The following is a 23,545-nucleotide window of genomic DNA, read 5'->3' as shown; positions in this document are numbered from 1 at the left end:
CCGTTCCAGGGCGGCGGTGGGGGCTGCTGCTACAGCGTGCCCGCCCGGTGGATGCCGGGTATGACGGTGCGTATTGACTGGGAAAGTGGGGAAGCATCGACTGAAGGCTTTCCTGGATTTGCTGATTCAAAAAAATATAGGGAGTGGAGGGACAAAATGAAAGAGAACGATAGGCAGCACAGCAAAACCGTCCCGGTCCCCGACTATAACGGCCAGGATGTCTGCGGCATTACCGTGCACTTTTTGCCCTGTGATGATGTGAAGGTCACGACCAGCTGCTACACCTACGGCAGCCCGTCCTACCCGATAAAAGAGCCCGTCAGGATGAAGGAGCCAGAAGTATGTCCGGGATAAAGGAAACCGGTTCAACCCTGAAGCAATTTCCCCCTCTTCGTTAATCCCCTCTTCATACAAGGAAGTTCAGATGAAACATTCACTGTTAAACCCGCTGCTGGCGGGGCTGCTGCTGTTAACCGGCTGTTCACAGCCTGCCGCTCAGGCCGGAGGTGGTGGCACCATTGACGCCATCAACCATACCAAATGGGCGATTAACCATTTCAGTGTTGATAACCAGTCGGGTATCGACATTATTGGCCCGTTCCAGGGCGGCGGTGGAGGCTGCTGCTACAGCGTGCCCGCCCGCTGGATGCCGGGCATGACGGTGCGAATTGACTGGGAAACCGGGCAGGGTTCATCAGCTGGTTTCCCCGGATTTGCTAATGAGGATAAGTATCTTGCCTGGAAAAAAGGCATAGATGCCCAAAAACGGCAGCACAGCAAAACCGTCCCGGTCCCCGACTATAACGGCCAGGATGTCTGCGGCATTACCGTGCACTTTTTGCCCTGTGATGACGTGAAGGTCACGACCAGTTGCTACACCTACGGCAGCCCGTCCTACCCGATTAAAGAGCCCGTCAGGATGAAGGAGCCAGAAGTATGTCCGAAATAGCGGAAACCGATTTAGCCTGGGTACCGCCGCCGTTCCCGGCGCAGGGACGCCTGCCAACCCGGGCGCTGCAGGTCGGGCAGAACTGTTATCAGCAGAACAGCGCCGAGCGGCTCTACCGTCAGGAGTTATGTCTGGCGGCCGGACGGCGCGTGGAGCCGCCGTGCTGTAAAACGCTGCATATCAGCCTGTTTTTCGACGGTACGGGTAATAACCTGAACAATGACCTGCTGCTGTCTGACCCGAAGCATCCGACCAATATTGCGCGTCTGTTTCGCGCCACTATCGGAGATGGCACTGCCGGAGGCGTATCTGATACGAGCAAGGTGTCGCTGGATGCGGCAAGCGACAGCGGCGGAAAATACTTCAAGTTTTATATTCCCGGCGTGGGTACCCCGTTCCCGGAAATTAACGACCCGGACTATTCCACCATGGGGCTGGTGGGTGCAACTAAGGGCGAAGAGCGTATTAACTGGGCGCTGCTGCGTATTATTGATGTGCTTATGCGCATAAGCAAAGACACGAAAAACAACAGCATAAAGTTGTCAGAGGGTGCCAGCCGTAAATCCATAGAAAAAATGGGCACCAGCTGGAACCGGCTGTGGTCTGGCGGCAGCCACAATCGTTATGAAGAGTTCAGCAGATTACTGAATGATTTAGCTTCTGATTTGACGCCATTAATTACTCAGCCGGAGCCGGGCAAACCGAAGCTGCTGGGTATCAGGCTGTACGTTTACGGTTTTTCCCGCGGTGCTGCCGCTGCGCGTACTTTTGTACGCTGGCTGAGCGAGCTGCTGCCCCCGCCAAAAGCGGAAGGCGAAAATCCTCCGCAGTGTCTGCAGATTGGCGAGCTGCAGTTGCCCGTCAGCGTGGAGTTTCTCGGGCTGCTGGATACCGTGGCCTCCGTCGGGGTGGCGCACGTGGTGCCGGTTGCCGGGGGGCATATGTCCTGGGCGGCTGGCACCATGGAGCTGCCGGACGATGAAACCTATGGCGGGCTGATAAAAAAATGTGTGCATCTGGTCTCCGGCCATGAGCAGCGCCTCTGCTTCCCGCTGGACTCGGTGCGCCGGAGTAACGGCAAGTATCCGCCTTATGCCACCGAGATGGTTTACCCGGGGATGCACTCGGATATTGGTGGTGGTTATCCGCCAGGGGATCAGGGGAAAGCGAACAGAAAGGATGATGCTTTATTGCTCTCACAGATCCCTCTTCACGAAATGTATGCCGCTGCTTTTAGTGCCGGAGCACCATTAAAAGTGCCACAGGACTCCTTGCCAGAGGGTTTTAAAAGTGATTCTTGGCGAAAAATGCCATTAGATTTATTAGATGAGTTCTTTATTGATGAAGTTCTTATTAATCGCTTCAACGCCTGGCGCGAACTCACCCTGAATCTGACCACGCCTGAAAAAATCACTCCTGAAGAGGCCTCCAGCTACGTACCTCCACGCGCCAGCGGCAGTCTGGAGTCGGTTATCGATAACCAGATTGCGTGGATCACCGCCTGGCGTATCGATCGCTATGCCAGAGGTTCGATGCTGAAAACACCTTTCTACCAGCGCGCCACCAATACCGAAGCGCTGCCCGCCGCGCGTAAGGCTGCAGAAGAAGCACGGGATGAAAAGCAGAAAAAGGTGCTTGAAAAGCGTCAAGATCAGATAGCAAAACAGCCCGCCGACAAGATGGATGAGCTGGTGCTCTGTCCGGGCGTCAAAGATTTCGACCCGGATATGGCGCAGACCCAGCTGTCTGAAGCGGCGAAGGAGTTTGGTAAGGATTACAACGACGGCTACCGCATTCCGGAAAACCTGGCGCAGGCGGTGCTGGATACCGTGCTTCAACCGATGATTTTCGTTCTCAATACCGATGATGAACTCCAGGAATACCGTCGAATGAAGGCTGACGGAGATGCCCGCGTGGCTGTCCTGTTCCCCACTGCAGGTGAGGCCAGTAACGCGGAACAGCCAGCCGGGCTGGTCAGGGCGCTGTTCGACGACCAGGTGCATGACTCGCGTGCCTGGTTTATGCACGCCGCGCTCGGTACGCGCGAGATGTGGGGCGGCTACTTCCGCTACCGCATGATCTACTTCAGCGACCAATGTAATAAGTCCCTTTCACCGCTGGTGATCGCAGGCGATCTGGTCGGGTTTGCCACCCTGACCACGGGTGTCGTGCTGAGCTTCAGACAAAAGAGCCTGACAGGAACGCTGGCAGGGCTGGCCACGACAGGTGCAGCGCGATCGCTGCAGGTTGAGGTGCTGGATCGGATCACCCGGGAACCCGTGCCGGAACTGCCGGGCGGGGAACAGCAGCGGGCATTTACCCGGGAGCCGGGTGTCGTGGTTGCTCAGCATAAAAACCTTCTGGCGGAACAGCAGCTGGCGCGGGCGCAAGCCGCAATCCCGGCCAGCTGGCTTGAGCATGTCCTGACGGCTACTACCTGAGACAGAGAAAGGAGAACCGATGAGTAAAGTCATCCGAAAAGGAGACAGCCTGCGGGAATATGGCGGCAAGGTATCAGCAGGGCATTACCAGTGTTTTGGTCAGGGATTTGCCTGTAAGGGGGATCCGGTTCGCTGTCACAAACACGGTATGACCACCATTACTAAAGGTAGCGCATTGACCACGGTTGATGGAGAGCCGGTAGCGCTGCACGGCCATCGCTGTGCCTGCGGCTGTACGCTGGTCAGCTCGTTTCCTGACTGCGGTATTGAGCAGTGAGGCCCGTTCCTGATTATCCGGAGTACAAAACGGCACGTCCGCCCGGTGCAGCCAGGTGGCTGTCGGCCACGGCACTGCTGGTGCTGCTCAGCGGCGCCGCCGGGGGACTGTTGCCATCAGCCCAGGGTAAAAGCTCGCTGGTGGCCGCCGGTATCCTGGTGGCACTGCTGCTGGCTGGCACTGGCTGGCTTGTGCGGCTGCTGTACTACCGCGTCAGCGTGCATAACGCTGCTTTCTACTATCAACTGGTGGCATATGAACAGCAACAGTGGTGGGCGGAGCATTGGCAGCCGTTCTGGTTAAAAGAAGGCCTGTTGCTGGGACCAGCAGGTACACGCTCAATTGACTGGCTGCGTGTGCTTAATCGTGAACAACGCCCTCCGGAGGAAAAAAAAGAGGGGGGCGGCAGTGCACTGAGACTGCCACAAATTTTGGCCACGGATGCTACCGCGCGTGAAAAGCGGCTGGCGGAATTGCTGGTTATTGAGTGGCAAAAGCAGCGTAGTGAAAAAAAACTCACTCCACCGCTGCGTTGCTACTGGCAGGGTGCTGATATCACCTGGCAAGCATTTCGCGCACAGATGGCAATCGCTTTCCCGGAAATAGCGTTGCCAGCACAGCCTGAGCCCTGGCATGGGGAAGCCAGTCTGTCTGAGATAGCGAGAGATCTTGCTGAAGCCAGACCTGATGACACGATGCTGATCGCCGGGTGTCAGGTGGTCGCGGCGCAGCCAGGTTCAGCGCGTCCCGCCGGGGAATCTGCCGCACTGTGGCTGGCTGGACGGAATGGTCCGGTACAACTGACGCGTGGTGAAACTTTTTCGCCAGAACAAGGTGACATATTGCTTACAGTGTTTGCCCGTGTACTGGAACAGAGCGAACTGAAAGACCCTCCAGAGGCCTGTACGCTGTTTTCCCGGCCCGACATCGAGGCGCTGGCGAGCAGTGGCTGGGATGTCAGCCAGCATCTGCAGGATGCTAACTGGGGGGATATCGGCGATATGGACGCTCTGATCGTTTTATCGCTGGCGGCAATCTACGCCGCGCACCACCAACAACCGTGTGGCTGGATTGCCCGCGACCCGATGAACACCCTCGCAACTGGAATTGTAAAACCTGATGGACAACATCAATAAACCTGCTGCCATCTCTGTGGCAGCCACGGCCACCGTCTGTATTGCTGTGACCACTCTGCTGGTACTACTGGGCGGGGTGGTCTGGTGGCTGTGGGCGACCGAACGTTCAACGGAATGGGAGGCGCTGCGTCCGTTTATCGCCGCTGGCTTTATCGTCTGGGGAATTGCGCTCAGCCTGCTGGTGCTGGGGTTTATTGCCTTCCGGTTGCTGATCAAGGACAAGGTTAGCCCGTCGGCATCCCGCAAGCCTAAACCAGCAAAGGTTACCGGGCGCGAAACTGCTTATGGACTGCTGAAGACACACCTCCGTTCGCGCTATAGCCTCTTCTGGCACCGCAAAATCCGTCTGCTTCTGGTCACCGGCGACGATGCCGCGATCGAACAGCTGGTGCCCGGCCTGCAACAGCAGCAGTGGCTTGAAGGCAACCGTACCATTCTGATTTACGGCGCCAGCCTGACATCGGAGCCCGACCGCGAAAAATATACCGCGCTACGCAAACTGCGTCGCGGACGCCCACTGGACGGAATTGTCCGTGTCATACCCGAGTCGCTTAACCTGACACCACAAATCAGTGACAACGATTTACACGGGCTGGAAAAAATCAGCGAACTGCTGCGTTACCAAGCGCCGGTGTGGCTGTGGCAGCTGTGCGACAGCGCCTGGCCGCAGGACGGGCGGACCGAACAAGCCGTTGGCGCATTCTTTCCGCTGCGTGCAAATCAGGATGATATCACTCAGCAACTGACGCGCCTGCTGCCGGCACTGACGGCACAGGGTGTCAGTCAGGTGGTGGAAAATAACCGGCATGACTTCCTGCTGCGTCTCGGCCAGCATCTCAGAGAAAGCGGCATCAGCCGCTGGGCGCAGCAGCTGACTCCGTGGCTCTGTGGTAGCCAGCAACGCGTCCCGCTGCGCGGCCTGATGTTCAGCCTTGCGGGGATAGCTGATACCACCAGCCATGCTGTCGAGTACGCCGGTACAAATCACGCTCAGCGCCATGCCCTGACATTTCCTGCAACCTGGCGCGGCATCACAGCGGACTGTACCCGCGTGCGCGGCCGCCGTGTCGGTATGGCCTGGGAACAAACCCTTGGCAGGGTCGCGATGTTTATTATTGGCGTCTGGGGCGCAGGTTTACTGCTCTCTTTCGCCCTTAACTCTTATCAGATTTCGTCGGTGGCGAAGAAAGCTCACGGTCTGGTCGAACATCCTTCCGTATCGGATGACCCGCTGACGGCCCTGCATACCCTGCGTAATGACGCCGGTCGCCTGCAGCACCACATTCAGGACGGTGCGCCCTGGTATCAGCGCTTCGGTCTGGATCATAACCAGCAGCTGCTCGACGCCATGCTGCCCTGGTACGGCGTGGCGAACAACCGCCTGATACGCGACCCGGCAAATGCTGCCCTGACGCAGAAGCTCAGCGCGCTGGCAGGCTCTGCACCCGGCAGCGACCAGCGGGCACAACTGGCGAAGCCGGGCTATGACCAGCTGAAAGCCTGGCTGATGATGGCCCGCCCGGACAAAGCCGACGGCGCGTTTTACGCCCGCACCATGAAGGATGTACAACCGACACGCACAGGCATCTCCACCGCGCTGTGGCAGAGCCTGTCCCCGGACCTGTGGGCATTTTACATGGCTGAGCTGCCGCAGCAGCCCCGGTGGAAAATCATCCCGGATGCATCCCTGGTCAGCCAGAGCCGTCAGGTGTTGTTGCAGCAGATTGGTCGCCGCAATGCGGAAAGCACGCTGTATCAAAACATGCTCAAATCGGTACGCCGCAACTTCGCTGATGTGACGCTGGAAGAGATGACTAGCGGGACCGACGCGCGAAGTCTGTTCACCACCGAGGAAGTGGTGCCGGGGATGTTCACCCGTCAGGCCTGGGAAGGGGGTATTCAGCAGGCGATTGAGAAGGCAGCAAATTCGCGCCGGGATGAGATTGACTGGGTACTCAGTGACAGCCACAAGGCCGTGTCGGCCGAGCTCTCTCCGGAAGCGCTGAAATGGCGTCTCACTCAGCGTTACTTCACCGATTTTGCAGGCAGCTGGCTGAGCTTCCTCAACAGTCTGCACTGGAACCAGGCAAACAATATTGCAGACGTCACCGACCAGCTGACGCTGATGAGTGATGTGCGCCAGTCGCCGCTGATTGCCCTGATGAATACCCTCGCCTGGCAGGGGCAGACCGGACAGCAGAGCGAAAGTCTTTCAGGCTCCATCATCAAATCGGCGAAAGACCTGGTGGGCGGAAAAGACAAACCCGCGATTGACCAGTCAGCGTCAGGCCCACAGGGACCGCTGGATGAAACCTTTGGCCCGCTGCTTCAGCTTCTGGGCAAAAACAAAGGCAGCAACGTCCTGTCGGCTGACAACTCACTGAGCCTGCAGACGTATCTGACCCGTATCACCCGCGTGCGCCTGCGCCTGCAGCAGGTGGCGAGCGCCTCTGATCCACAGGAGATGATGCAGACCCTGGCGCAGACCGTGTTCCAGGGTAAAAGCGTGGACCTCACTGACACTCAGCAGTACGGCAACCTGATTTCGGCAAGCCTTGGCGAAGAGTGGAGTGGTTTCGGCAACACAATGTTTGTGCAGCCGCTGACTCAGGCCTGGGAAACCGTACTCCAGCCGTCGGCGGCAAGCCTGAATGACAAATGGAGCCGTTCGGTGGTGGCGAACTGGCACACGGCATTTGACGGACGTTTCCCGTTTGCCGTCAGCAAAAGTGATGCCTCTTTGCCGATGCTGGCGGAATTTATCCGTAAGGACAGCGGCCGCATCGACCGTTTCCTGACCACACAGCTTAACGGCGTACTGCACAAAGAGGGGAGTCTGTGGGTGCCGGATAAGGCACACAGCCATGGGCTGACATTTAACCCGGCCTTCCTCAGAGCCGTTAACCAGCTGAGCCAGTTGTCAGACATTCTGTTTACCGATGGCAGCCAGGGCATCAGTTTTGAATTGCAGGCGCGTCCGGCATCACAGGTAGTGGAAACCCAACTCATCATTGACGGGCAGAAGCTTCATTACTTCAACCAGATGGCCGACTGGCAGAGCTTCCGCTGGCCGGGAGAGACCTGGAAGCCGGGAACCATGCTGACCTGGACTTCAACCAGCGCAGGTGCGCGCCTGTTCGGGGACTACAGCGGGACTTGGGGACTCATTCGCTGGCTGGAGCAGGGTAAACGTCAGCAGCTTGACCGCAGTCAGTGGATGATGAGCTTCACCGCGCCTGATGGGAGAACATTGCAGTGGGTACTGCGCTCACAACTGGGCAGTGGCCCGCTGGCGTTGCTGGCACTGCGTGGCTTCACGTTGCCGGACCAGATTTTCAGCGTGGATACGGCTGCGACCGCTCAGGCTCTTATGGCAGGCTCCGGGAACAGTGATATGGAAGGAATCGAATAATGAGCACTCTGCAGAATCTGGTTGCTGCCTGTCAGGCGGACAAAACCCAACTGCGACAACAGGCGCAGGCACGCACGGAAAGCTGGCAGCCCTGGCTTGCCCCGGTCAGCGATATCAGTCCTACAGGAGAAGACCCGGGATATGACGATGATTTTCAGCGTATCCGGGAGGAGGTCAATAAACTTTCCGGCATCGATACCGGGCTAATTTGCACGCTTGCCGAAAAACTGCTGACCACTACCGCCAAAGATATCCGGATTGCCACCTGTTACTGCTGGGCGCGTCTGCACCAGGACGGAGAAACCGGCTTTGCCGAAGGGCTGGAACTGCTGGCGGGATTGCTGCAGCGCTATGGTACGCAACTTCACCCGCAGCGTGAGCGGAGCCGTAAACCAGCGCTGGAGTGGCTTGCTGGCTCTCGTGTGCTCGACAGCCTGTCGCTCTGGCCGGAAGTAGTACGCGACGATGCTCTGCGCACTGTCGGTGCGCTGCTGATCATTCGCGACTGCCTGGAGACAGAGCCGGAAGCGTCACGGCCAAAGCTGAATGCCCTGTACAGCGCGCTGGAATCCCGCCTGATGAAGGCCGGCGGCGTGGATGCCGTGGTACCGCAGAACGCCGGTAACAAGACTCAGTCACAGACCACACACACAACAGAGCATGACGCGCCGGTCTTGAGCCGCATCACGTCCGGTCAGGATTTACTGGCCCAGGCCCGTACTCTGACAGGGTACCTGCGTGAGCAACCCGATGGCTGGCTTGCCGCACACCGGCTGATGAAAAGCCTGCGTCATGACACGCTGAGCACTATCCCGGCGCCGGATGCGGAGGGGAAAACACGTATCGAACCACCCCGAGCCGACCAGCAGGCCATGCTCAAGCGATTGTATCTGCAGCAGAACTTGCCGGAAATTCTGCAACAGGCAGACAGCACCTTCTCGCGTGGTGCCAATCACCTCTGGCTTGATCTGCAGTGGTACATCCATAAGGCTCTGGTGAAGTCGGGGCAGGATGTGCTGGCCGACATTATCACCGCCGACCTGAAAGGACTGCTGCGTCGCCTCACCGGGCTTGAAACGCTGGCCTTTAACGATGGTACGCCGTTTGCCGATGAGGTCACACTGAACTGGATTAATCAGAGCGTGCTGGACGATATGTCCGGCTGGCGGGATGAGCCGGTCAGTGCTGCCAGTGAGTCGGACAATGATATCCTGGCCCTCGAGCCGGAAGCGCTGGAGAAAGCTGACACGGACGGTCTGGATGCCACACTTCACTGGCTGCAGACACGCCCGGGCGCCGACTCCACGAAAGACAAATGGTTGCTGCGCCTGCTGATGGCCCGCGTGGCGGAGCAGAAGGGCAAGAATGAACTGGCCCTGCACCTGCTGGGCGAACTCGATAGTGCAGCACAGTCAATCACACTCATGCAGTGGACACCGGCGCTGTTGTTTGAGGTGAAATCGCGCCGCCTCAGACTGCTGCGCATGAAAGCCACACGCAGTGAAACCGATAAATCACGGCTTCAGCCTGAGATGGACTTGCTTCTGTCCGGTCTGATTGCGCTCGATCCGGCCAGCAGTGTGGTGCTTTGCGGGTAGCCAGGATTAAAATATGCCACAGAGCCTTCCCTTTGTATTCATCATAATAAGCCTCTTTTATATTTGGTACTCCTGCCAGACTCCCGGAGTCTGCTTCAGTGTTTAACACGCAGCAATTAACTAAGCAGAAATAAATATGGATGATTTAACCCTGCGTTATTATGACGCTGAAATGCGCTACCTGCTTGAAGCTGGCGAAGAGTTTGCCCGTGCTCACCCGGAGCAGGCGGCAATGCTCAATCTGGATAAGACGGGCGCGCGCGACCCGTACGTAGAACGTCTGTTCGAGGGCTTTGCCTTCCTGATGGGCCGCCTGCGTGAGAAGCTCGATGATGACCTGCCTGAACTGACCGAAGGACTGGTCAGCCTGCTGTGGCCACATTATCTGCGCACCATTCCGTCAATGTCGGTGGTGGAGTTCACGCCCGACTGGCGCGCGATGAAAGAACAGATGCGTATTGTCAAAGGCTTCGAGGTGCATTCCCGGCCAATCGGTGAAAAGGGTACCCGCTGCCGGTATACCACCACCAAAGAGATAACGCTTCAGCCGCTGTCATTGGAGCACGCCCGCCTGTCGACCGACCCTGACGGGTGTTCGGTCATCAGCCTGCGCTTCAACTGCAGCCATCTTGCCGACTGGAGCCGTGTCGATCTCAGCCAGATCCCGTTTTACTTTAACGCTGACGCGCCACTGGCCTGCGCCATGCATGAAGCCTTTACCATGAACACTGCGCGCCTTTGGCTGCGGATGCCGGGTGACCTGGACAGAAGAGCGCTTGACGGGCATTTCACCGCGCTCGGGTTTGGCGATGACGATACGCTGTGGCCGAAGGGCAGCAGCAGTTTCAGTGGCTACCAGCTGCTGCTGGAGTACTTTACCTTCCGCGAGAAATTTATGTTTACGGGCCTGCATGGGCTGGAGACCGTAGCATTCCCGGCTGAGCTTGCCTGGTTTGAAATCGACGTGGTGCTGGCTGAACGCTGGGAGCATGACTTTAGCTTCACCGAAAAGCATCTGCGTCTCAACTGCGTGCCGGTTATCAACCTGTTCCCGCTGGAATCGGACCCGCTCACCCTTAACTCGCTGCAGACGGAGTACATGCTGCGCCCGATGCGCGTGCAGGATGGCCATACCGAGATTTACTCTGTGGACTCGGTGACGTCATCGAGCCAGCATACTTACCTGCCGTTCTCGAGCTTTCGCCATAAGGGCGGGATGATGCGCCATGATGCGCCGGAGTATTATTACCACACCCGTGTGCGTCGCGGTCCGTCCGGCCTGCATAACACCTGGCTTATCCTTGGGGGAGAAGCGTTTGATACTTATACCGTCCCGGAAGATGAAAGCCTGTCGCTGACGCTCACCGGCACCAATGGTCAACTACCGCGCCGCGCGCTGCAAAGCACAGTGCTCGATACGGTGATGAAAACCACCTCGGCCAGTATCGCCGTGCGCAACCTTTGCCCCCCGACGCTTCCCTGCTATCCACCGGCGCAGGATCGTTTTCACTGGCGCGTACTGAGCCACCTTGGCAGCGGCTTTCTCTCAATGATGGATAACGCTGACGTGCTGCGCGGCACGCTGGCGCTGTATGAATGGACCAACAGCGAGATGAACCGACGTCGTCTGGAGGCCATCATCGATGTGAAGCACCGCGAAACTGAGCGTTTTGAGCAGGGCTATCTGGTGCGCGGCGTACAGATTGAAGTGACCCTCGACAGCCACGGTTTTGCCGGACGCGGCGATATCTGTCTGTTTGGCGAGATGCTGAGCCGCTTCTTTGCGCTCTATACCGATATCTATCTGTTTAACCGCCTGATTATCATCCTGCAACCGACCGGAGAGCGTCTGGAATGGGAAGAGAAGCACAACCGCCGCATTCCCGGCTGACCCCGCGGCTGGAAGCCGACCTCCACCGTATTAACTTTTACCGTTTTTGTCAGCTGCTGGAGAAGCTTAATCCGGATAAACCGCTGATGGGCTCAACCAGCCATCCCGCTGACGACCCGGTGCGCTTTGCACCTGAACCGGGGATGGGATTTCCGGTCAGCGAACTGAAAGCTATCGAATACGACAAAGATGATGACAGCAAACCGCCAGTCATTCGTACGACCTTTATGGGGTTGTATGGCGTCGATTCACCGTTGCCCACTGCGTATCTTGATGACATTACCCAGCGCCGGGAAGGGCATGACGCGCTACAGGCCTTTCTGGATATCTTCAGTCACCGCATATTGACCCAATTCTACCGGATATGGCGTAAATACTCTTACCCGGCCACATTCGAGCCTGGCGGTACAGACAGCATCTCACAATCACTGCTGGGGCTGGTGGGGCTGGGTATCCCCGGCACCGCCGGGCATATTGCCACCCCGATATCGCGTTTTCTGGCGCTGCCTGGTGTGCTGCGTCAGCCTGGAAAGACGCAGGAAGGGATACAGGCGCTGGTGAGCCTGCTGGCACCAGATACCCGGGTGCAGGTGAGCCCGTACTGCCTGCGGCCGGTGCAGATCGGAAAACCACTGGGTTTCTACGACGATGAAGATTTTTTGCTGGATGGCAATACGCCACTCGGCGACGAAGCGATGGATGCCAACAGCCAGCTGCTGATTGACCTCTCCACCGATAACGAACAGGAGGTACAGGGCTGGAAACCTGATGGCCTGCTGTATCAGGATTTTCTGGTGATGCTGCGGGTCTACCTGGGGTGGCGCTTTAAGGCAAAAATCACCCTGACCACCCGGACCCGTCTGCTGGCGGTTCCTCCTCTTGGCGAGGGGCCGTTCTGGCTCGGCATGAATGGCGTGCTGGGTGCCGAAGGGGATGACCTTCCGGACGATATTCCGCACACCTTTACCACTGAACTGGGTTACTACGCCGGGCTGGAGCCCGTGACATCACAACAAGGAAATCGACGTGTTACGTACAAGTTTGACTAAATCTGTGCGCGGGTTGTTACCACTGCTGGCTTTCAGCCTGACGGGCTGTGGCCTGACTCAGAGCGTCAGCGACGGGACCAAATCTGCCTTTACTGCTGTGTTCTATAAGAAAATTAAGGTTTTGCATCTGGACTTCACTGCTCGTGAGGCTTTAAACACCGATTCCGGGGAGAGCAATTCTCTCTCGGAACCGCTGGTGATCCGGGTGTACCAGCTGAAAGACCGCAGAACGTTCGACAGGACGGTGTACCAGCAACTGCTGAAAGAGGGCGACTCGATTCTGAACGGGGATCTGCTGGCGAGCCATGACGTGGTAGTGAAGCCGGGCGGTGATGCGAATCTCGATATGCCAATGGAAATCGATGCACAATTCGTCGCGGTGGCAGGGCTGTTTCGCCATCCGGATATGGTCAACAACACCTGGAAGCAGGTTATCCAACGCGAAGATTTGCATCCGGATAAACCCCGTATTCTGGAAGCCGGTAATAACCATCTGACACTGCAAACGTTCAAGGATGACTGATGCGCCAGGAACGTAATAACCCTTCTCTGTATGAGATGCTGGCCGGAAATTTCACTGGCGGCCTCGACCTGCATCAGGTCAGTGAGCAGAACCAGGTAATTTTATCGGTACTGGACAACATGCAGCGGGTACTTAACTGCCGCGCCGGCACGCTGGCACACCTGCCGGATTACGGGCTGCCGGATATGACCACTATTCTACAGGGATTGCCCGGTAGCGCACACAAGCTGATGGCCACGCTGTCAGCGGTACTGCTGAAATACGAACCACGTCTGAGCGCCATTAAGGTGGTGGTACTGGAACAGGTTATTCCGGGTGAGCTGCGCTATGCCATTGATGCTGAACTCAAGGGCATTGGTCTGGTGCGTTATGGCACCGAATTTATGCCGGAAGGGCGGGTGCTGTTACGCCATCTGAAGCAACAGCACTATTTCGCTAATGCCGCCAGCGTATAAGCCCTTTTATTCTCCAGGGCAAAATCCCGCATTACATCAAAGGTTACTCACCCTGTTCGTAACAGTGAAATAAGAATGCTCAAGGAAAGTGCAGGACTGACCGCTAAAACTAAAACCGGTAGCGACCCGCGCAGACTGCCTGATTATGCAGCCCTGCGCGGCGAACTAAGCAAACTGACGCATCCGGCGCGCCCGGATGTGAACTGGCGATATGTGGAAAAACTTTGCCTCTCACTGTTCAGGCAAAATGGCGTGGATCTACAGACTGCGGCCTGGTATACGCTGGCACGTACGCAACTGGCCGGGTTAGTCGGCCTGAATGAAGGCCTGGCAATAGTGGAAGGGCTGTTAAGCCATCAGTGGGGCGCGCTCTGGCCGCAGCAGGTAGATGCACGGGTGGAAATCCTGCGTAGCCTGAGTCAGCGTATACAGCAACAGATACGTACTCTCTCCTTTAGCTACAGTGACCTCAGTCAGCTATACAAAGCGGAACAGCAGCTTATCAGACTGGGGACGCTGCTTCAGCGCCGGGAGCTTAACCACTTGAGCCAGCTCGATACATTGCGAACGCTGATGCATAACCATGCCGCCAGGCTGAAAAACAGTGATGACGCAACTGATTCTGAGGCGGCCATTCAATCCGGTATCGTACTACCTGCTACGGTAATGAATGAGGTGGGAATATCACCCGATATGCCGATTGCAGGGAAAAACGAATCAGACAGCACCGTAAAGCGGGTTGACGTTCCACAACCGAAACATCAGCCGAATGTGGCCATATCAGTAAGAAAGTGGAAATCCTTGGCTGCCGGGATGTATACCATGATGGTGATTAGCATGGTCGCAATGTGGGGTTGGCAATATCAGCATCGCCCTGACCCGTTAGAAGCGCAGGTTACTGCGTCTCTGGCACCGTTACCTGCAATGCTCACACTAGCGCAGCGGGATGCCTTGCTTAAGCAAGCTCCCTTGCCGCAAGCCTTGATCGCAGAAACAGAGCAGCAACTGACACGTCTGAATCAGTTGTCTCCTGACTGGCATATCGCCTACAGTCGTCAATTGCTTGAGCAAGCTCAGGCGCTTTGGCCAGAGCAGGCTAAATCCCTGACACTACAGTGGCAGCAACAGTTTGATGCCAACATCTTGCCGAAAAAAAATCTGGACAGCTGGCATCAGGGGATGACGAAGCTTAAACAGCTAAGTGAGCGACTGAACGGGCTGGATGAGCAGAAGGGGAAATACATAACAATTAGCGAGCTAAAGTCGGTGGTTTTTTCCGCCATGCACGCTTTTAATCAGGCCATACCTGTTGAAGAGCAATTGCGGGCACTGTCACTGACCCCTGCCGGGCAGACGCTGCCTCTGGCTGAAAAGACGCAGCTGGAAATGCATCTGAAGCAGTTGACAACGCGTTATAACCAAATAAAGCAGAATGGATCAGAGCAGATCATGACTGACTTCTCGTTGAACAGAGTAGACATCAACTGATGTTACCTGGTTAAAACAGAGGATATGCGTCAGACAAGAGTTATATGGCGTCCCCTGCAGGAATCGAACCTGCAACTAGCCCTTAGGAGGGGCTCGTTATATCCATTTAACTAAGGGGACGAGGGCGGGCAGTATAACCTGATTGCTGCATCAGATTCACCTCCTGCCGGCCCGTTTGCTTATTATCTCAACAATTTAGGCTTCAGACTGGTCTGCATTTTCATCTTTCTGCTTCCGTTTGGCATCTGCCCGCGTTTTGGCTTTTGCCTCGTCGCTCATATCGTTGCGAATCTGCGCATGGCTGATCAGCGCAAAAATCAGCGTCCCGCCGGTAATGTTGCCCAACAGGGTCGGCAGCGCAAAAGGCCAGAAAAATTCATGCCAGCTGATGGCTCCGCTAAATACCAGGTAGAGCACTTCAACCGATCCCACTACGATATGCGCCAAATCGCCCAGGGCGACCAGCCAGGTCATCATCACGATGACCAGCAGTTTGGCCGCGCCTGCGGAGGGAAACATCCAGACCATGGTGGCGATAATCCAGCCGGAAATCACCGCCTTGGCAAACATGGCGCCCGCATTGTTTTCCATTACTTTCTCGCTGATAGCGGTAAAGGCCTGGCGCGTCGTATCGTCGAAAATGGGCATCTGGTCAAAGGCCAGCGCGGCCAGCGCCGTGCCAATCAGGTTGCCCAGCAGCACAAACCCCCAAAGACGCAGCAGCAGGTAAAAGTTGCCCCTGGTGGGTTTATGCATCACCGGCAGCACGGCGGTTACCGTGTTCTCGGTAAACAGCTGCTGGCGCGCCATAATTACGATAACGAAGCCAAAGGTATAGCCAAGGTTTTCCAGCAAAAAACCGCCGGGCAGGCCAGAAAGATGAACCTGAAAAATCCCTTTCGCCATCAGGGAGGCGCCCATCGATAACCCGGCGGCGATAGCGGACCAGAGCAGCGCCATGCCATCACGCTCCAGCTCCTTTTCACCATCCTGGCGGATCTCTTCATGAATCGCCGCTGCACGTGAAGGCAGCATTTCTTCATCAACTTCAATCTCCTCTTTGCCCTGTTCCTTTTCCTCACTGTCCACATCTTGCTGACTCTGTTCTTCTGATTGTGCGGGCTTCATTTTTACTCCTGGTGATAGTTCAGTGGCGTAATAAGCGTAGACCTTTTTAGCCTGGCTGAATTGTTACGAAAATTTTGATTAAGAGTAACAAAGCTTTAAATGCGCTGTTTTTTTAAACGAATACTGTTCTGATGCGCGCTATTGCGGCAGTTATAAGGATTGGCAGAGTTGCGCAGACTTCGGCCCACTGGTGACTTGTGGTATTATCGCGGCCTCACTTATTTAGCGCGATTTTCCTCTCATGCTGGAAATCATTAATCTCTCTTGTCTTCGCGATGAGTGCGTACTGTTTCGCGAGCTTTCTTTTTCCGTTCATGCGGGCGATATGGTGCAGATTGAGGGGGCGAACGGCGCGGGGAAAACGTCATTGCTGCGGCTGTTGGCCGGACTAAGCCGTCCGGAGCAGGGCGAGGTCAACTGGCAAGGCCAGCCGATTCGCCAGCAGCGCGAGCGCTGGCATCAGGATATGCTTTATCTCGGCCACCATCCCGGCGTAAAAGCGGTACTCTCACCGCTGGAAAACTTGCGCTTTTACCATCCGGCCTGTGATGACGAACAGCTGTTTGATGCGCTGGAAGCGGTGGATCTGCTGGGCTATGAAGAGGTACCGGTGGCACAGCTGTCAGCCGGACAGCAGCGCCGTGTTGCATTGTCGCGCCTCTGGTTAAGTGATGCGCAGGTGTGGATCCTTGATGAACCCTTAACCGCCATCGATAAAGCCGGTGTGGAAAAACTAATGGCGCGATTCGCGCAACATGCCGATAGCGGAGGATGGGTGATTTTAACCACCCACCAGGATCTTCCTGATGCCAGTGAACGAGTGCGTAAAATTCGCCTCAGCGCGACGGAGGCGTTCTGATGTTAGGCCGCGTGATTCAGCGTGAGCTGAAGATTGTTTTCCGCAGTGGCGCCGAGATGATCAACCCGCTGTGGTTCTTTTTAATTGTGATTACGCTGTTCCCGCTGGGTATCGGCCCGGAGCCGCAGTTGCTGGCGCGTATTGCGCCCGGCGTGGCCTGGGTTGCTGCGCTGCTCGCTTCCCTACTGGCGCTGGAGCGTCTGTTTCGCGACGACTACCTCGACGGCTCTCTGGAGCAGCTTCTGCTACTGCCCGCGCCGCTGCCGTTAACGGTGCTGGGGAAAGTGATTGCTCACTGGCTGGTGACCGGGCTGCCGCTAATTATTTTGTCGCCGCTCGCCGCGCTGCTGCTGTCGCTCGACTTCGCAAGCTGGCGCGCGCTGGCGCTAACGCTGTTGCTGGGTACGCCAACCTTCAGCTTTCTCGGCGCCATTGGCGTGGGACTTACCGTGGGCCTGCGCCGGGGCGGCGTGCTGCTCAGCCTGCTGGTGCTGCCGTTAGCGATCCCGGTATTGATTTTCGCCAGCGCGGCGATTGATGCCGCAGGGATGGGGCTGCCCATCGCAGGCTATCTGGCGATTCTGGGCGCGATGCTGGCGGCCAGCGCGACGCTGGCTCCCTTTGCCGCCGCTGCGGCGCTGCGTATCAGCCTGCACTGACTGGTGAATAAGCCAGCGCTGCCGATAATAAATTTCTCTTTACTGTGAGCAATGCAAAATGTGGAAATGGTTACATCAACTGGCAAAGCCTGAACGGCTTTATCAGTTATGCGGACAGCTCATCCCCTGGTTCGCCATCGCGGGCGTCGCCACGCTCCTGCTGGGCTGGATCTGGGGATTTGGCTTTGCCCCGGCTGACTATCAGCAGGGTAACAGTTATCGCATCATGTACATTCATGTGCCGGCCGCCATGTGGTCAATGGGGGTCTATGCCGCGATGGCGGTCGCCGCCTTTACCGGGCTGGTGTGGCAGATGAAAATGGCCGATCTGGCGGCGGCGGCGATGGCACCGGTGGGTGCGGTGTTTGCCTTTATTGCGCTGGTAACCGGTTCCGCCTGGGGCAAACCGATGTGGGGCACCTGGTGGATATGGGATGCGCGCCTCACCTCGGAACTGGTGCTGCTCTTCATCTATATGGGCGTCATCGCGCTCTCTAACGCTTTCGACGATCGTCGTATGGCGGGACGCGCCGCCGGCATCCTGATTCTGGTGGGCGTGGTGAATCTGCCAATCATCCATTTCTCGGTACAGTGGTGGAACACGCTGCATCAAGGCTCGTCGGGCATTCTGCAACAGGCGATTGCGCCCAGCATGCGCACGCCGCTGCGCTGGTCGATTCTTGGCTACCTGCTGGTTTTCATCACGCTGACGCTGATGCGTCTGCGCAATCTTATCTTGTTTGCTGAGCGTCACCGCCCCTGGGTAGCTGACGTGGCGCAGGGAGGACGCAACTCATGACACCCGCCTTTAGCTCCTGGCAGGATTTTTTCGCCATGGGCGGCTACGGCTTTTATGTCTGGCTGGCCGTTGCCTTTACGTTGATTCCACTCTGCGGCCTGATGCTGCATACCCTTTGGCAACGCCATCGCCTGCTGACGGAAATCCGTCAGCGTCAGTCCAGGGAGCGCCGTATCCGTGCGGCAAAAACAAAAAGAGCCGCCGGTGAAGCGGCAGGAGAGCACTTGTGAATATCCGTCGCCGTAATCGCCTGTATGTGGTGATAGCGATATTAGTGGGCCTTGGCCTTGCCACGTCGCTGGTCATGTATGCATTGCGTTCTAATATCGACCTGTTTTATACCCCGAGCGAAATTCTTTATGGCAAAGGGGAAGCGCGCCAGAAACCTGAGCCGGGGCAGCGCCTGCGCGTCGGCGGCATGGTAATGCCGGGCAGCGTAAAACGCGATCCCCACACGCTGGCCGTCTCGTTCAAACTTTATGACGCCAACGGCGTGATCAGCGTCAGCTACGAAGGCATCTTGCCGGATCTGTTCCGTGAAGGGCAGGGCGTGGTCGCGCAGGGTGTACTGGAAGACGGCAACCTGGTAAATGCGAAAGAGGTGCTGGCGAAGCATGATGAAAAATACACACCGCCAGAAATTGAAGATGCGATGAAGAAAAACCATACCGGACCGCAGTCGGCGTACCAGCAGGCAGGTGCCCAGTCATGATGCCGGAAATTGGAACTTTTTTACTCTGTCTGGCGCTGGCGCTGTCCCTGCTGCTGAGCACCTATCCCCTGTGGGGTGCGCTGCGTCAGGATGCGCGTCTGATGGCGCTGGCACGTCCGCTCTCCGTCGGCCTGTTTCTGTCTATCGCCGCTGCGTTTGCGGTGCTGGTGCATGCGTTTGTGGTAAATGATTTTACCGTCGCCTATGTGGCGACTAACTCCAATACGCTGCTGCCGGTCTACTACCGCATCGCTGCCACCTGGGGCGCGCACGAAGGCTCGCTGCTGCTCTGGGTGCTGCTGCTTAGTACCTGGACGCTGGCGGTAGCGCTGTTCAGCCGTCGGATGCCGCAGGATGCGATAGCGCGCGTGCTGGCGGTGATGGGCATGATCAACCTGGGTTTCCTGCTGTTTATTACGCTGACCTCTAATCCCTTTGCCCGCACGCTGCCCGATTTTCCCATTGAAGGGCGCGACCTGAATCCGATGCTGCAGGATATTGGCCTGATTTTTCATCCGCCGCTGCTCTATATGGGATATGTGGGCTTCTCCGTGGCGTTCGCCTTTGCTATCGCCTCGCTGATGGCGGGTCGTCTCGATACCGCCTGGGCGCGCTGGTCACGTCCATGGACTACTGCGGCCTGGCTCTTCCTTACCATCGGTATTGTGTTGGGATCCGCCTGGGCTTATTACGAGCTGGGCTGGGGCGGCTGGTGGTTCTGGGATCCGGTGGAAAATGCCTCCTTTATGCCCTGGCTGGCCGGAACCGCGCTGATCCACTCGCTGGCGGTGACCGAGAAGCGCGGCACCTTCAAGGCCTGGACGGTGTTGCTGGCGATTACCGCCTTCTCCCTGAGCCTGCTGGGAACCTTTCTGGTGCGCTCCGGCGTGCTGGTTTCGGTGCACTCGTTCGCCTCCGATCCGGCGCGCGGCATGTTTATCCTCGCTTTCCTGGTGATCGTAATCGGCAGTTCGCTGCTACTGTATGCCATCAAAGGCAGCCAGGTGCGCAGCCGGGTGCAGAATGAAGCCTGGTCGCGGGAATCTCTGCTGCTGGGCAACAACGTGCTGCTGATCGCCGCGATGCTGGTGGTACTGCTCGGCACGCTGCTGCCGCTGGTGCATAAACAGCTCGGGCTGGGCAGCATCTCGGTGGGTGAGCCGTTCTTCAACACCATGTTTACCTGGCTGATGGCGCCGTTTGCGCTGATGCTTGGCATCGGGCCGCTGGTGCGCTGGCGTCGCGACGAGCCGCAAAAGCTGTTCAAACGCCTGGGGCTGGCGCTGATCGTTACGCTACTCGCCTCGATTCTGCTGCCCTGGCTGCTGCAGGATCGTATTGAAGGCATGACCGTGGTCGGCCTGCTGATGTCCATCTGGGTGATTGTGCTGACGCTGATGGAACTGCATGAGCGCGCCACCCACCGTCACCGCTTTTTCCAGGGGCTGCGCCATCTTTCGCGCAGCCACTGGGGCATGGTGCTGGGACATCTTGGCGTGGCGGTCACGGTGATCGGCATCGCCTTTAGCACGCAGTACAGTGTGGAGCGCGACGTGCGCATGAAGTCGGGCGACAGCGTGGATATCCACCATTATCACTTTGTGTTCCGCGCCGTGCATAACCTGCAGGGGCCGAACTACAGCGGCGGCGTGGCGATTATCGACGTGACGCGCGACGGCAAGCCGGAAGCGGTATTGCAGGCGGAAAAACGTTTTTACACCGCGGCGCGCACCATGATGACCGAGGCGGCGATCAACGGCGGTTTTACCCGCGATCTCTACGCGGCGCTGGGCGAGGAGCTGGATGACGGCTCCTGGGCCGTACGCATCTATTACAAACCCTTTGTGCGCTGGATCTGGTTTGGCGGCGTGTTTATGGCGTTCGGCGGCCTGCTTTGCCTGCTCGATCCGCGTTACCGCTCAGCTAAAAAAGCGCAACGGGAGCTGGCATGAATAAGAAAGTCCTTTTTATCCCGCTGATTCTGTTTCTGCTGCTGGCGGCCGCGCTGCTGTGGCAGCTGTCGCGTAACGCCAACGGCGACGATCCCACCCGGCTGGAGTCGGCGCTGATCGGTAAGCCAGTGCCGCTGTTTAAGCTGGAAGCGCTGAACCAACCGGGAAAAATCTACGATCAGCAGGTGCTGAACGACGGCAAACCGATCCTGCTTAACGTCTGGGCAACCTGGTGTCCCACCTGCCGCGCCGAGCATCAGTATCTGAATACGCTGGCGGAGCAGGGCATTCGCGTGGTTGGCCTTAACTATAAAGACGATCGCACCAAGGCGAACAACTGGCTGAATACGCTGGGCAACCCCTATGCGCTCAGCCTTTATGACGGCGACGGCATGCTGGGACTCGACCTCGGCGTCTATGGTGCGCCGGAGACCTTTCTGATCGACGGCAAAGGGATCATCCGCTACCGCCACGCCGGGGATATCAATGCCCGCGTCTGGGAGCAGGAAGTGAAGCCGCTGTGGGATAAATACAGCAAGGAGGCGGGGGCATGAAACGGGGCCTTTTCCTGCTGTGCGGTCTGCTGCTCAGCTTCAGCCTGTGGGCGGCGATCGATACTTATCAGTTTGACTCGGTGGATCAGGAGCAGCAGTACCGCGAGCTGACCGGCTCGCTGCGTTGCCCGAAATGTCAGAACAACAGCATCGCCGACTCCAATGCGATGATTGCCGCCGACATGCGTCTGAAGGTGTATGAGCTGATGAAGCAGGGGCAGAGCAAACAGCAGATCGTTGACTACATGGTGGCGCGTTACGGCAATTTTGTCACTTACGAGCCGCCGGTCACCGCATCGACCTTAATCCTCTGGGTCGGTCCCGCGCTGTTTGCCGTACTGGGCGTGCTGACCATTATTTTACGCAGCCGTAAACCCAAAACGCGCAGCGATCTCGATGATAACGAGCAGCAGCGTCTCGCCGCGTTATTAAAGACTGACAGGAAGCCGTAATGAGTGCATTTTGGATCACCCTTTTTGTGCTGCTGGCGGCGGCCAGCGCGCTTTTTCTGCTGGCCGGCTGGCGGCAGCGTTCCGCCAGCGACGGCGATCGCGATCGGCTGAATAAAACCTTCTATCAACAGCGTCTGCAGGAGCTGGAAGAGGATGAATCGCAGGGCGTGGTGGCGGAACGTCCGGTGATGGTGCGTGAATTGCAACAGACGCTGCTCACCGATATCCCCCAGGCGGGCACGGCGCAGGCGCACAGCAGCAGCCGCTGGGTTCTGTTGCCGGGCGTTATTCTGCTGATCGGCGTGTCGCTGGGCATGTATCTGAAAACCGGCGGGCTGGCGAATGTCATGGCGTGGATGCAGGTGAAGGCGGACTACCCGCAACTGCGCGCGCGCCTGATGGATCCTCAGGCGAAACCCTTGACCATGGAAGAGCTGGGACGTCTCGAGCTTGGCCTGCGCAGCGCGCTGCAGGACGATCCCGACAACCTGAACGGCTGGACGATGCTGGGACGTCTCGGCATGGTGCTGAACAACGCCACCATCGCCAGCCAGGCCTTTGAGCACGCGTTGCAACTTGCGCCGAACAACAATGATCTGAAACTCGATTATGCTGAAGTATTGACACGCTCCGGCGATCCGCAGGATAACCGCGAGGGCGGCATGATGCTGCGCGATCTGCGGAAGCAACAGCCCGCTAATCTGCGCACCCTCGGCCTGCTGGCATTCAATGCTTACAACCAGCAGCAGTATGATGAGGCGATTGGCGCCTGGCAGAGTATGTTGACATTGTTACCGGCTGGCGACAGTCGGGTAGCGATGATCGAGCGCAGCATTGAACAAGCAAAAACCGATGCGGGGCAGCAAAACAGTCAGCTGGCGCTCAGGGTGAACCTCTCGCCTGAGGCAGAAAAAATGTTACCGCAGGGCGGAGTGTTGTATATTTCTGTTTCTGACGGTGTTTCACCGGTGCCGGTGGCTGTTAAGCGACTGCCGCTTAGTCACTTCCCGTTATCGCTCACGCTGGATGACAGCAACGCCATGATGCCCAACCGTCTGCTTTCGGCGCAGCATCAGGTGCAGGTTCGGGCGCGTATTTCGCGCAACGGTAGCGCCAATCCTCAGTCTGGCGACTGGTTTGGCCTTAGCGCGTTAACGCCCTGGAACGGTCATTCGCAACTGGCTGTGGAAATTAATCAACAGCAGCCCTGA

General features: G+C 57.4%; 22 protein-coding genes and 1 tRNA gene. 21 read left to right on the top strand and 2 right to left on the bottom strand.

The window, feature by feature from the left end; all coding sequences use genetic code 11:
- From ABU178_RS13655 to ABU178_RS13600, 12 genes are all read left to right on the top strand, one after another.
- Nucleotides 1-354 (top strand): DUF3304 domain-containing protein (locus ABU178_RS13655; RefSeq protein WP_397215684.1); only part of this gene is annotated, 354 nt, incomplete at its 5' end.
- A 70-nt stretch (nt 355-424) separates the two neighbouring features.
- The gene (locus tag ABU178_RS13650; RefSeq protein WP_397215682.1) at nt 425-949 is read left to right on the top strand and encodes a DUF3304 domain-containing protein; all 525 of its coding nucleotides are present in this window, start codon (nt 425-427) and stop codon (nt 947-949) included.
- Nucleotides 937-3,390, top strand: a complete 2,454-nt coding sequence (locus tag ABU178_RS13645) for a T6SS phospholipase effector Tle1-like catalytic domain-containing protein (protein ID WP_397215680.1) — start codon at nt 937-939, stop codon at nt 3,388-3,390. Before ABU178_RS13650 ends, ABU178_RS13645 begins: the two co-directional genes overlap by 13 nt.
- A 19-nt stretch (nt 3,391-3,409) precedes the next feature.
- Complete coding sequence (locus tag ABU178_RS13640; protein WP_397215677.1) at nt 3,410-3,667, top strand: PAAR domain-containing protein; 258 nt, start codon at nt 3,410-3,412, stop codon at nt 3,665-3,667.
- Nucleotides 3,664-4,803 (top strand): hypothetical protein, encoded by a 1,140-nt coding sequence (locus tag ABU178_RS13635; RefSeq protein WP_397215675.1) that lies wholly within the window; start codon nt 3,664-3,666, stop codon nt 4,801-4,803. Before ABU178_RS13640 ends, ABU178_RS13635 begins: the two co-directional genes overlap by 4 nt.
- Nucleotides 4,787-8,215, top strand: a complete 3,429-nt coding sequence (locus ABU178_RS13630) for an ImcF-related family protein (RefSeq protein ID WP_397215673.1) — start codon at nt 4,787-4,789, stop codon at nt 8,213-8,215. Before ABU178_RS13635 ends, ABU178_RS13630 begins: the two co-directional genes overlap by 17 nt.
- Entirely contained in the window at nt 8,215-9,813 is a 1,599-nt protein-coding gene (tssA, locus tag ABU178_RS13625; protein ID WP_397215671.1) for a type VI secretion system protein TssA, read from the top strand. The genes ABU178_RS13630 and tssA overlap by 1 nt, the downstream gene beginning before the upstream one ends.
- A 136-nt stretch (nt 9,814-9,949) precedes the next feature.
- A complete protein-coding gene (gene tssF, locus ABU178_RS13620) occupies nt 9,950-11,704 on the top strand; it encodes a type VI secretion system baseplate subunit TssF (RefSeq protein WP_397215669.1) in 1,755 nt (584 codons plus the stop codon).
- Complete coding sequence (gene tssG / locus ABU178_RS13615) at nt 11,668-12,753, top strand: type VI secretion system baseplate subunit TssG (RefSeq protein ID WP_397215667.1); 1,086 nt, start codon at nt 11,668-11,670, stop codon at nt 12,751-12,753. Before tssF ends, tssG begins: the two co-directional genes overlap by 37 nt.
- Nucleotides 12,731-13,276, top strand: coding sequence for a type VI secretion system lipoprotein TssJ (tssJ, locus tag ABU178_RS13610; protein ID WP_397215665.1), 546 nt, complete (start codon nt 12,731-12,733; stop codon nt 13,274-13,276). The genes tssG and tssJ overlap by 23 nt, the downstream gene beginning before the upstream one ends.
- A complete protein-coding gene (tssE, locus tag ABU178_RS13605) occupies nt 13,276-13,731 on the top strand; it encodes a type VI secretion system baseplate subunit TssE (RefSeq protein ID WP_397215663.1) in 456 nt (151 codons plus the stop codon). Before tssJ ends, tssE begins: the two co-directional genes overlap by 1 nt.
- A 75-nt stretch (nt 13,732-13,806) precedes the next feature.
- Complete coding sequence (locus ABU178_RS13600; RefSeq protein ID WP_397215661.1) at nt 13,807-15,219, top strand: VasL domain-containing protein; 1,413 nt, start codon at nt 13,807-13,809, stop codon at nt 15,217-15,219.
- Between the two features lie 45 nt (nt 15,220-15,264).
- Here ABU178_RS13600 and ABU178_RS13595 read toward each other — a convergent pair.
- A tRNA-Arg gene (locus ABU178_RS13595) sits at nt 15,265-15,339 on the bottom strand.
- 75 nt (nt 15,340-15,414) lie between these two features.
- Entirely contained in the window at nt 15,415-16,347 is a 933-nt protein-coding gene (locus tag ABU178_RS13590) for a formate/nitrite transporter family protein (RefSeq protein ID WP_397215659.1), read from the bottom strand.
- Between the two features lie 241 nt (nt 16,348-16,588).
- Here ABU178_RS13590 and ccmA point away from each other — a divergent pair, with 241 nt between their 5' ends.
- Genes ccmA through ccmI form a run of 9 tightly spaced genes read left to right on the top strand, consistent with a single transcriptional unit; the run spans nt 16,589 to nt 23,545 of the window.
- Nucleotides 16,589-17,206: a cytochrome c biogenesis heme-transporting ATPase CcmA gene (ccmA, locus tag ABU178_RS13585; protein WP_397215656.1), complete on the top strand. Its 618-nt coding sequence runs from the start codon at nt 16,589-16,591 to the stop codon at nt 17,204-17,206.
- Nucleotides 17,206-17,865 (top strand): heme exporter protein CcmB, encoded by a 660-nt coding sequence (gene ccmB / locus ABU178_RS13580; protein WP_397215654.1) that lies wholly within the window; start codon nt 17,206-17,208, stop codon nt 17,863-17,865. Before ccmA ends, ccmB begins: the two co-directional genes overlap by 1 nt.
- Nucleotides 17,866-17,923: 58 nt before the next feature.
- The gene (locus tag ABU178_RS13575) at nt 17,924-18,664 is read left to right on the top strand and encodes a heme ABC transporter permease (RefSeq protein WP_397215652.1); all 741 of its coding nucleotides are present in this window, start codon (nt 17,924-17,926) and stop codon (nt 18,662-18,664) included.
- Entirely contained in the window at nt 18,661-18,894 is a 234-nt protein-coding gene (gene ccmD, locus ABU178_RS13570) for a heme exporter protein CcmD (protein WP_397215650.1), read from the top strand. Before ABU178_RS13575 ends, ccmD begins: the two co-directional genes overlap by 4 nt.
- Nucleotides 18,891-19,376 (top strand): cytochrome c maturation protein CcmE, encoded by a 486-nt coding sequence (ccmE, locus tag ABU178_RS13565; protein ID WP_397215649.1) that lies wholly within the window; start codon nt 18,891-18,893, stop codon nt 19,374-19,376. The genes ccmD and ccmE overlap by 4 nt, the downstream gene beginning before the upstream one ends.
- The gene (locus tag ABU178_RS13560; RefSeq protein ID WP_397215647.1) at nt 19,373-21,328 is read left to right on the top strand and encodes a heme lyase CcmF/NrfE family subunit; all 1,956 of its coding nucleotides are present in this window, start codon (nt 19,373-19,375) and stop codon (nt 21,326-21,328) included. The genes ccmE and ABU178_RS13560 overlap by 4 nt, the downstream gene beginning before the upstream one ends.
- The gene (locus ABU178_RS13555) at nt 21,325-21,882 is read left to right on the top strand and encodes a DsbE family thiol:disulfide interchange protein (RefSeq protein WP_397215645.1); all 558 of its coding nucleotides are present in this window, start codon (nt 21,325-21,327) and stop codon (nt 21,880-21,882) included. Before ABU178_RS13560 ends, ABU178_RS13555 begins: the two co-directional genes overlap by 4 nt.
- Nucleotides 21,879-22,334: a cytochrome c-type biogenesis protein gene (locus ABU178_RS13550; protein WP_397215643.1), complete on the top strand. Its 456-nt coding sequence runs from the start codon at nt 21,879-21,881 to the stop codon at nt 22,332-22,334. The genes ABU178_RS13555 and ABU178_RS13550 overlap by 4 nt, the downstream gene beginning before the upstream one ends.
- Complete coding sequence (ccmI, locus tag ABU178_RS13545) at nt 22,334-23,545, top strand: c-type cytochrome biogenesis protein CcmI (RefSeq protein WP_397215641.1); 1,212 nt, start codon at nt 22,334-22,336, stop codon at nt 23,543-23,545. The genes ABU178_RS13550 and ccmI overlap by 1 nt, the downstream gene beginning before the upstream one ends.

Origin of the sequence: Pantoea osteomyelitidis, assembly GCF_044342975.1 — a bacterium.
Classification (GTDB): Bacteria; Pseudomonadota; Gammaproteobacteria; order Enterobacterales; family Enterobacteriaceae; genus Pantoea; species Pantoea osteomyelitidis.
Note: the sequence above shows the minus strand (reverse complement) of the source record. Positions and strands in the feature narration are given on the sequence as shown.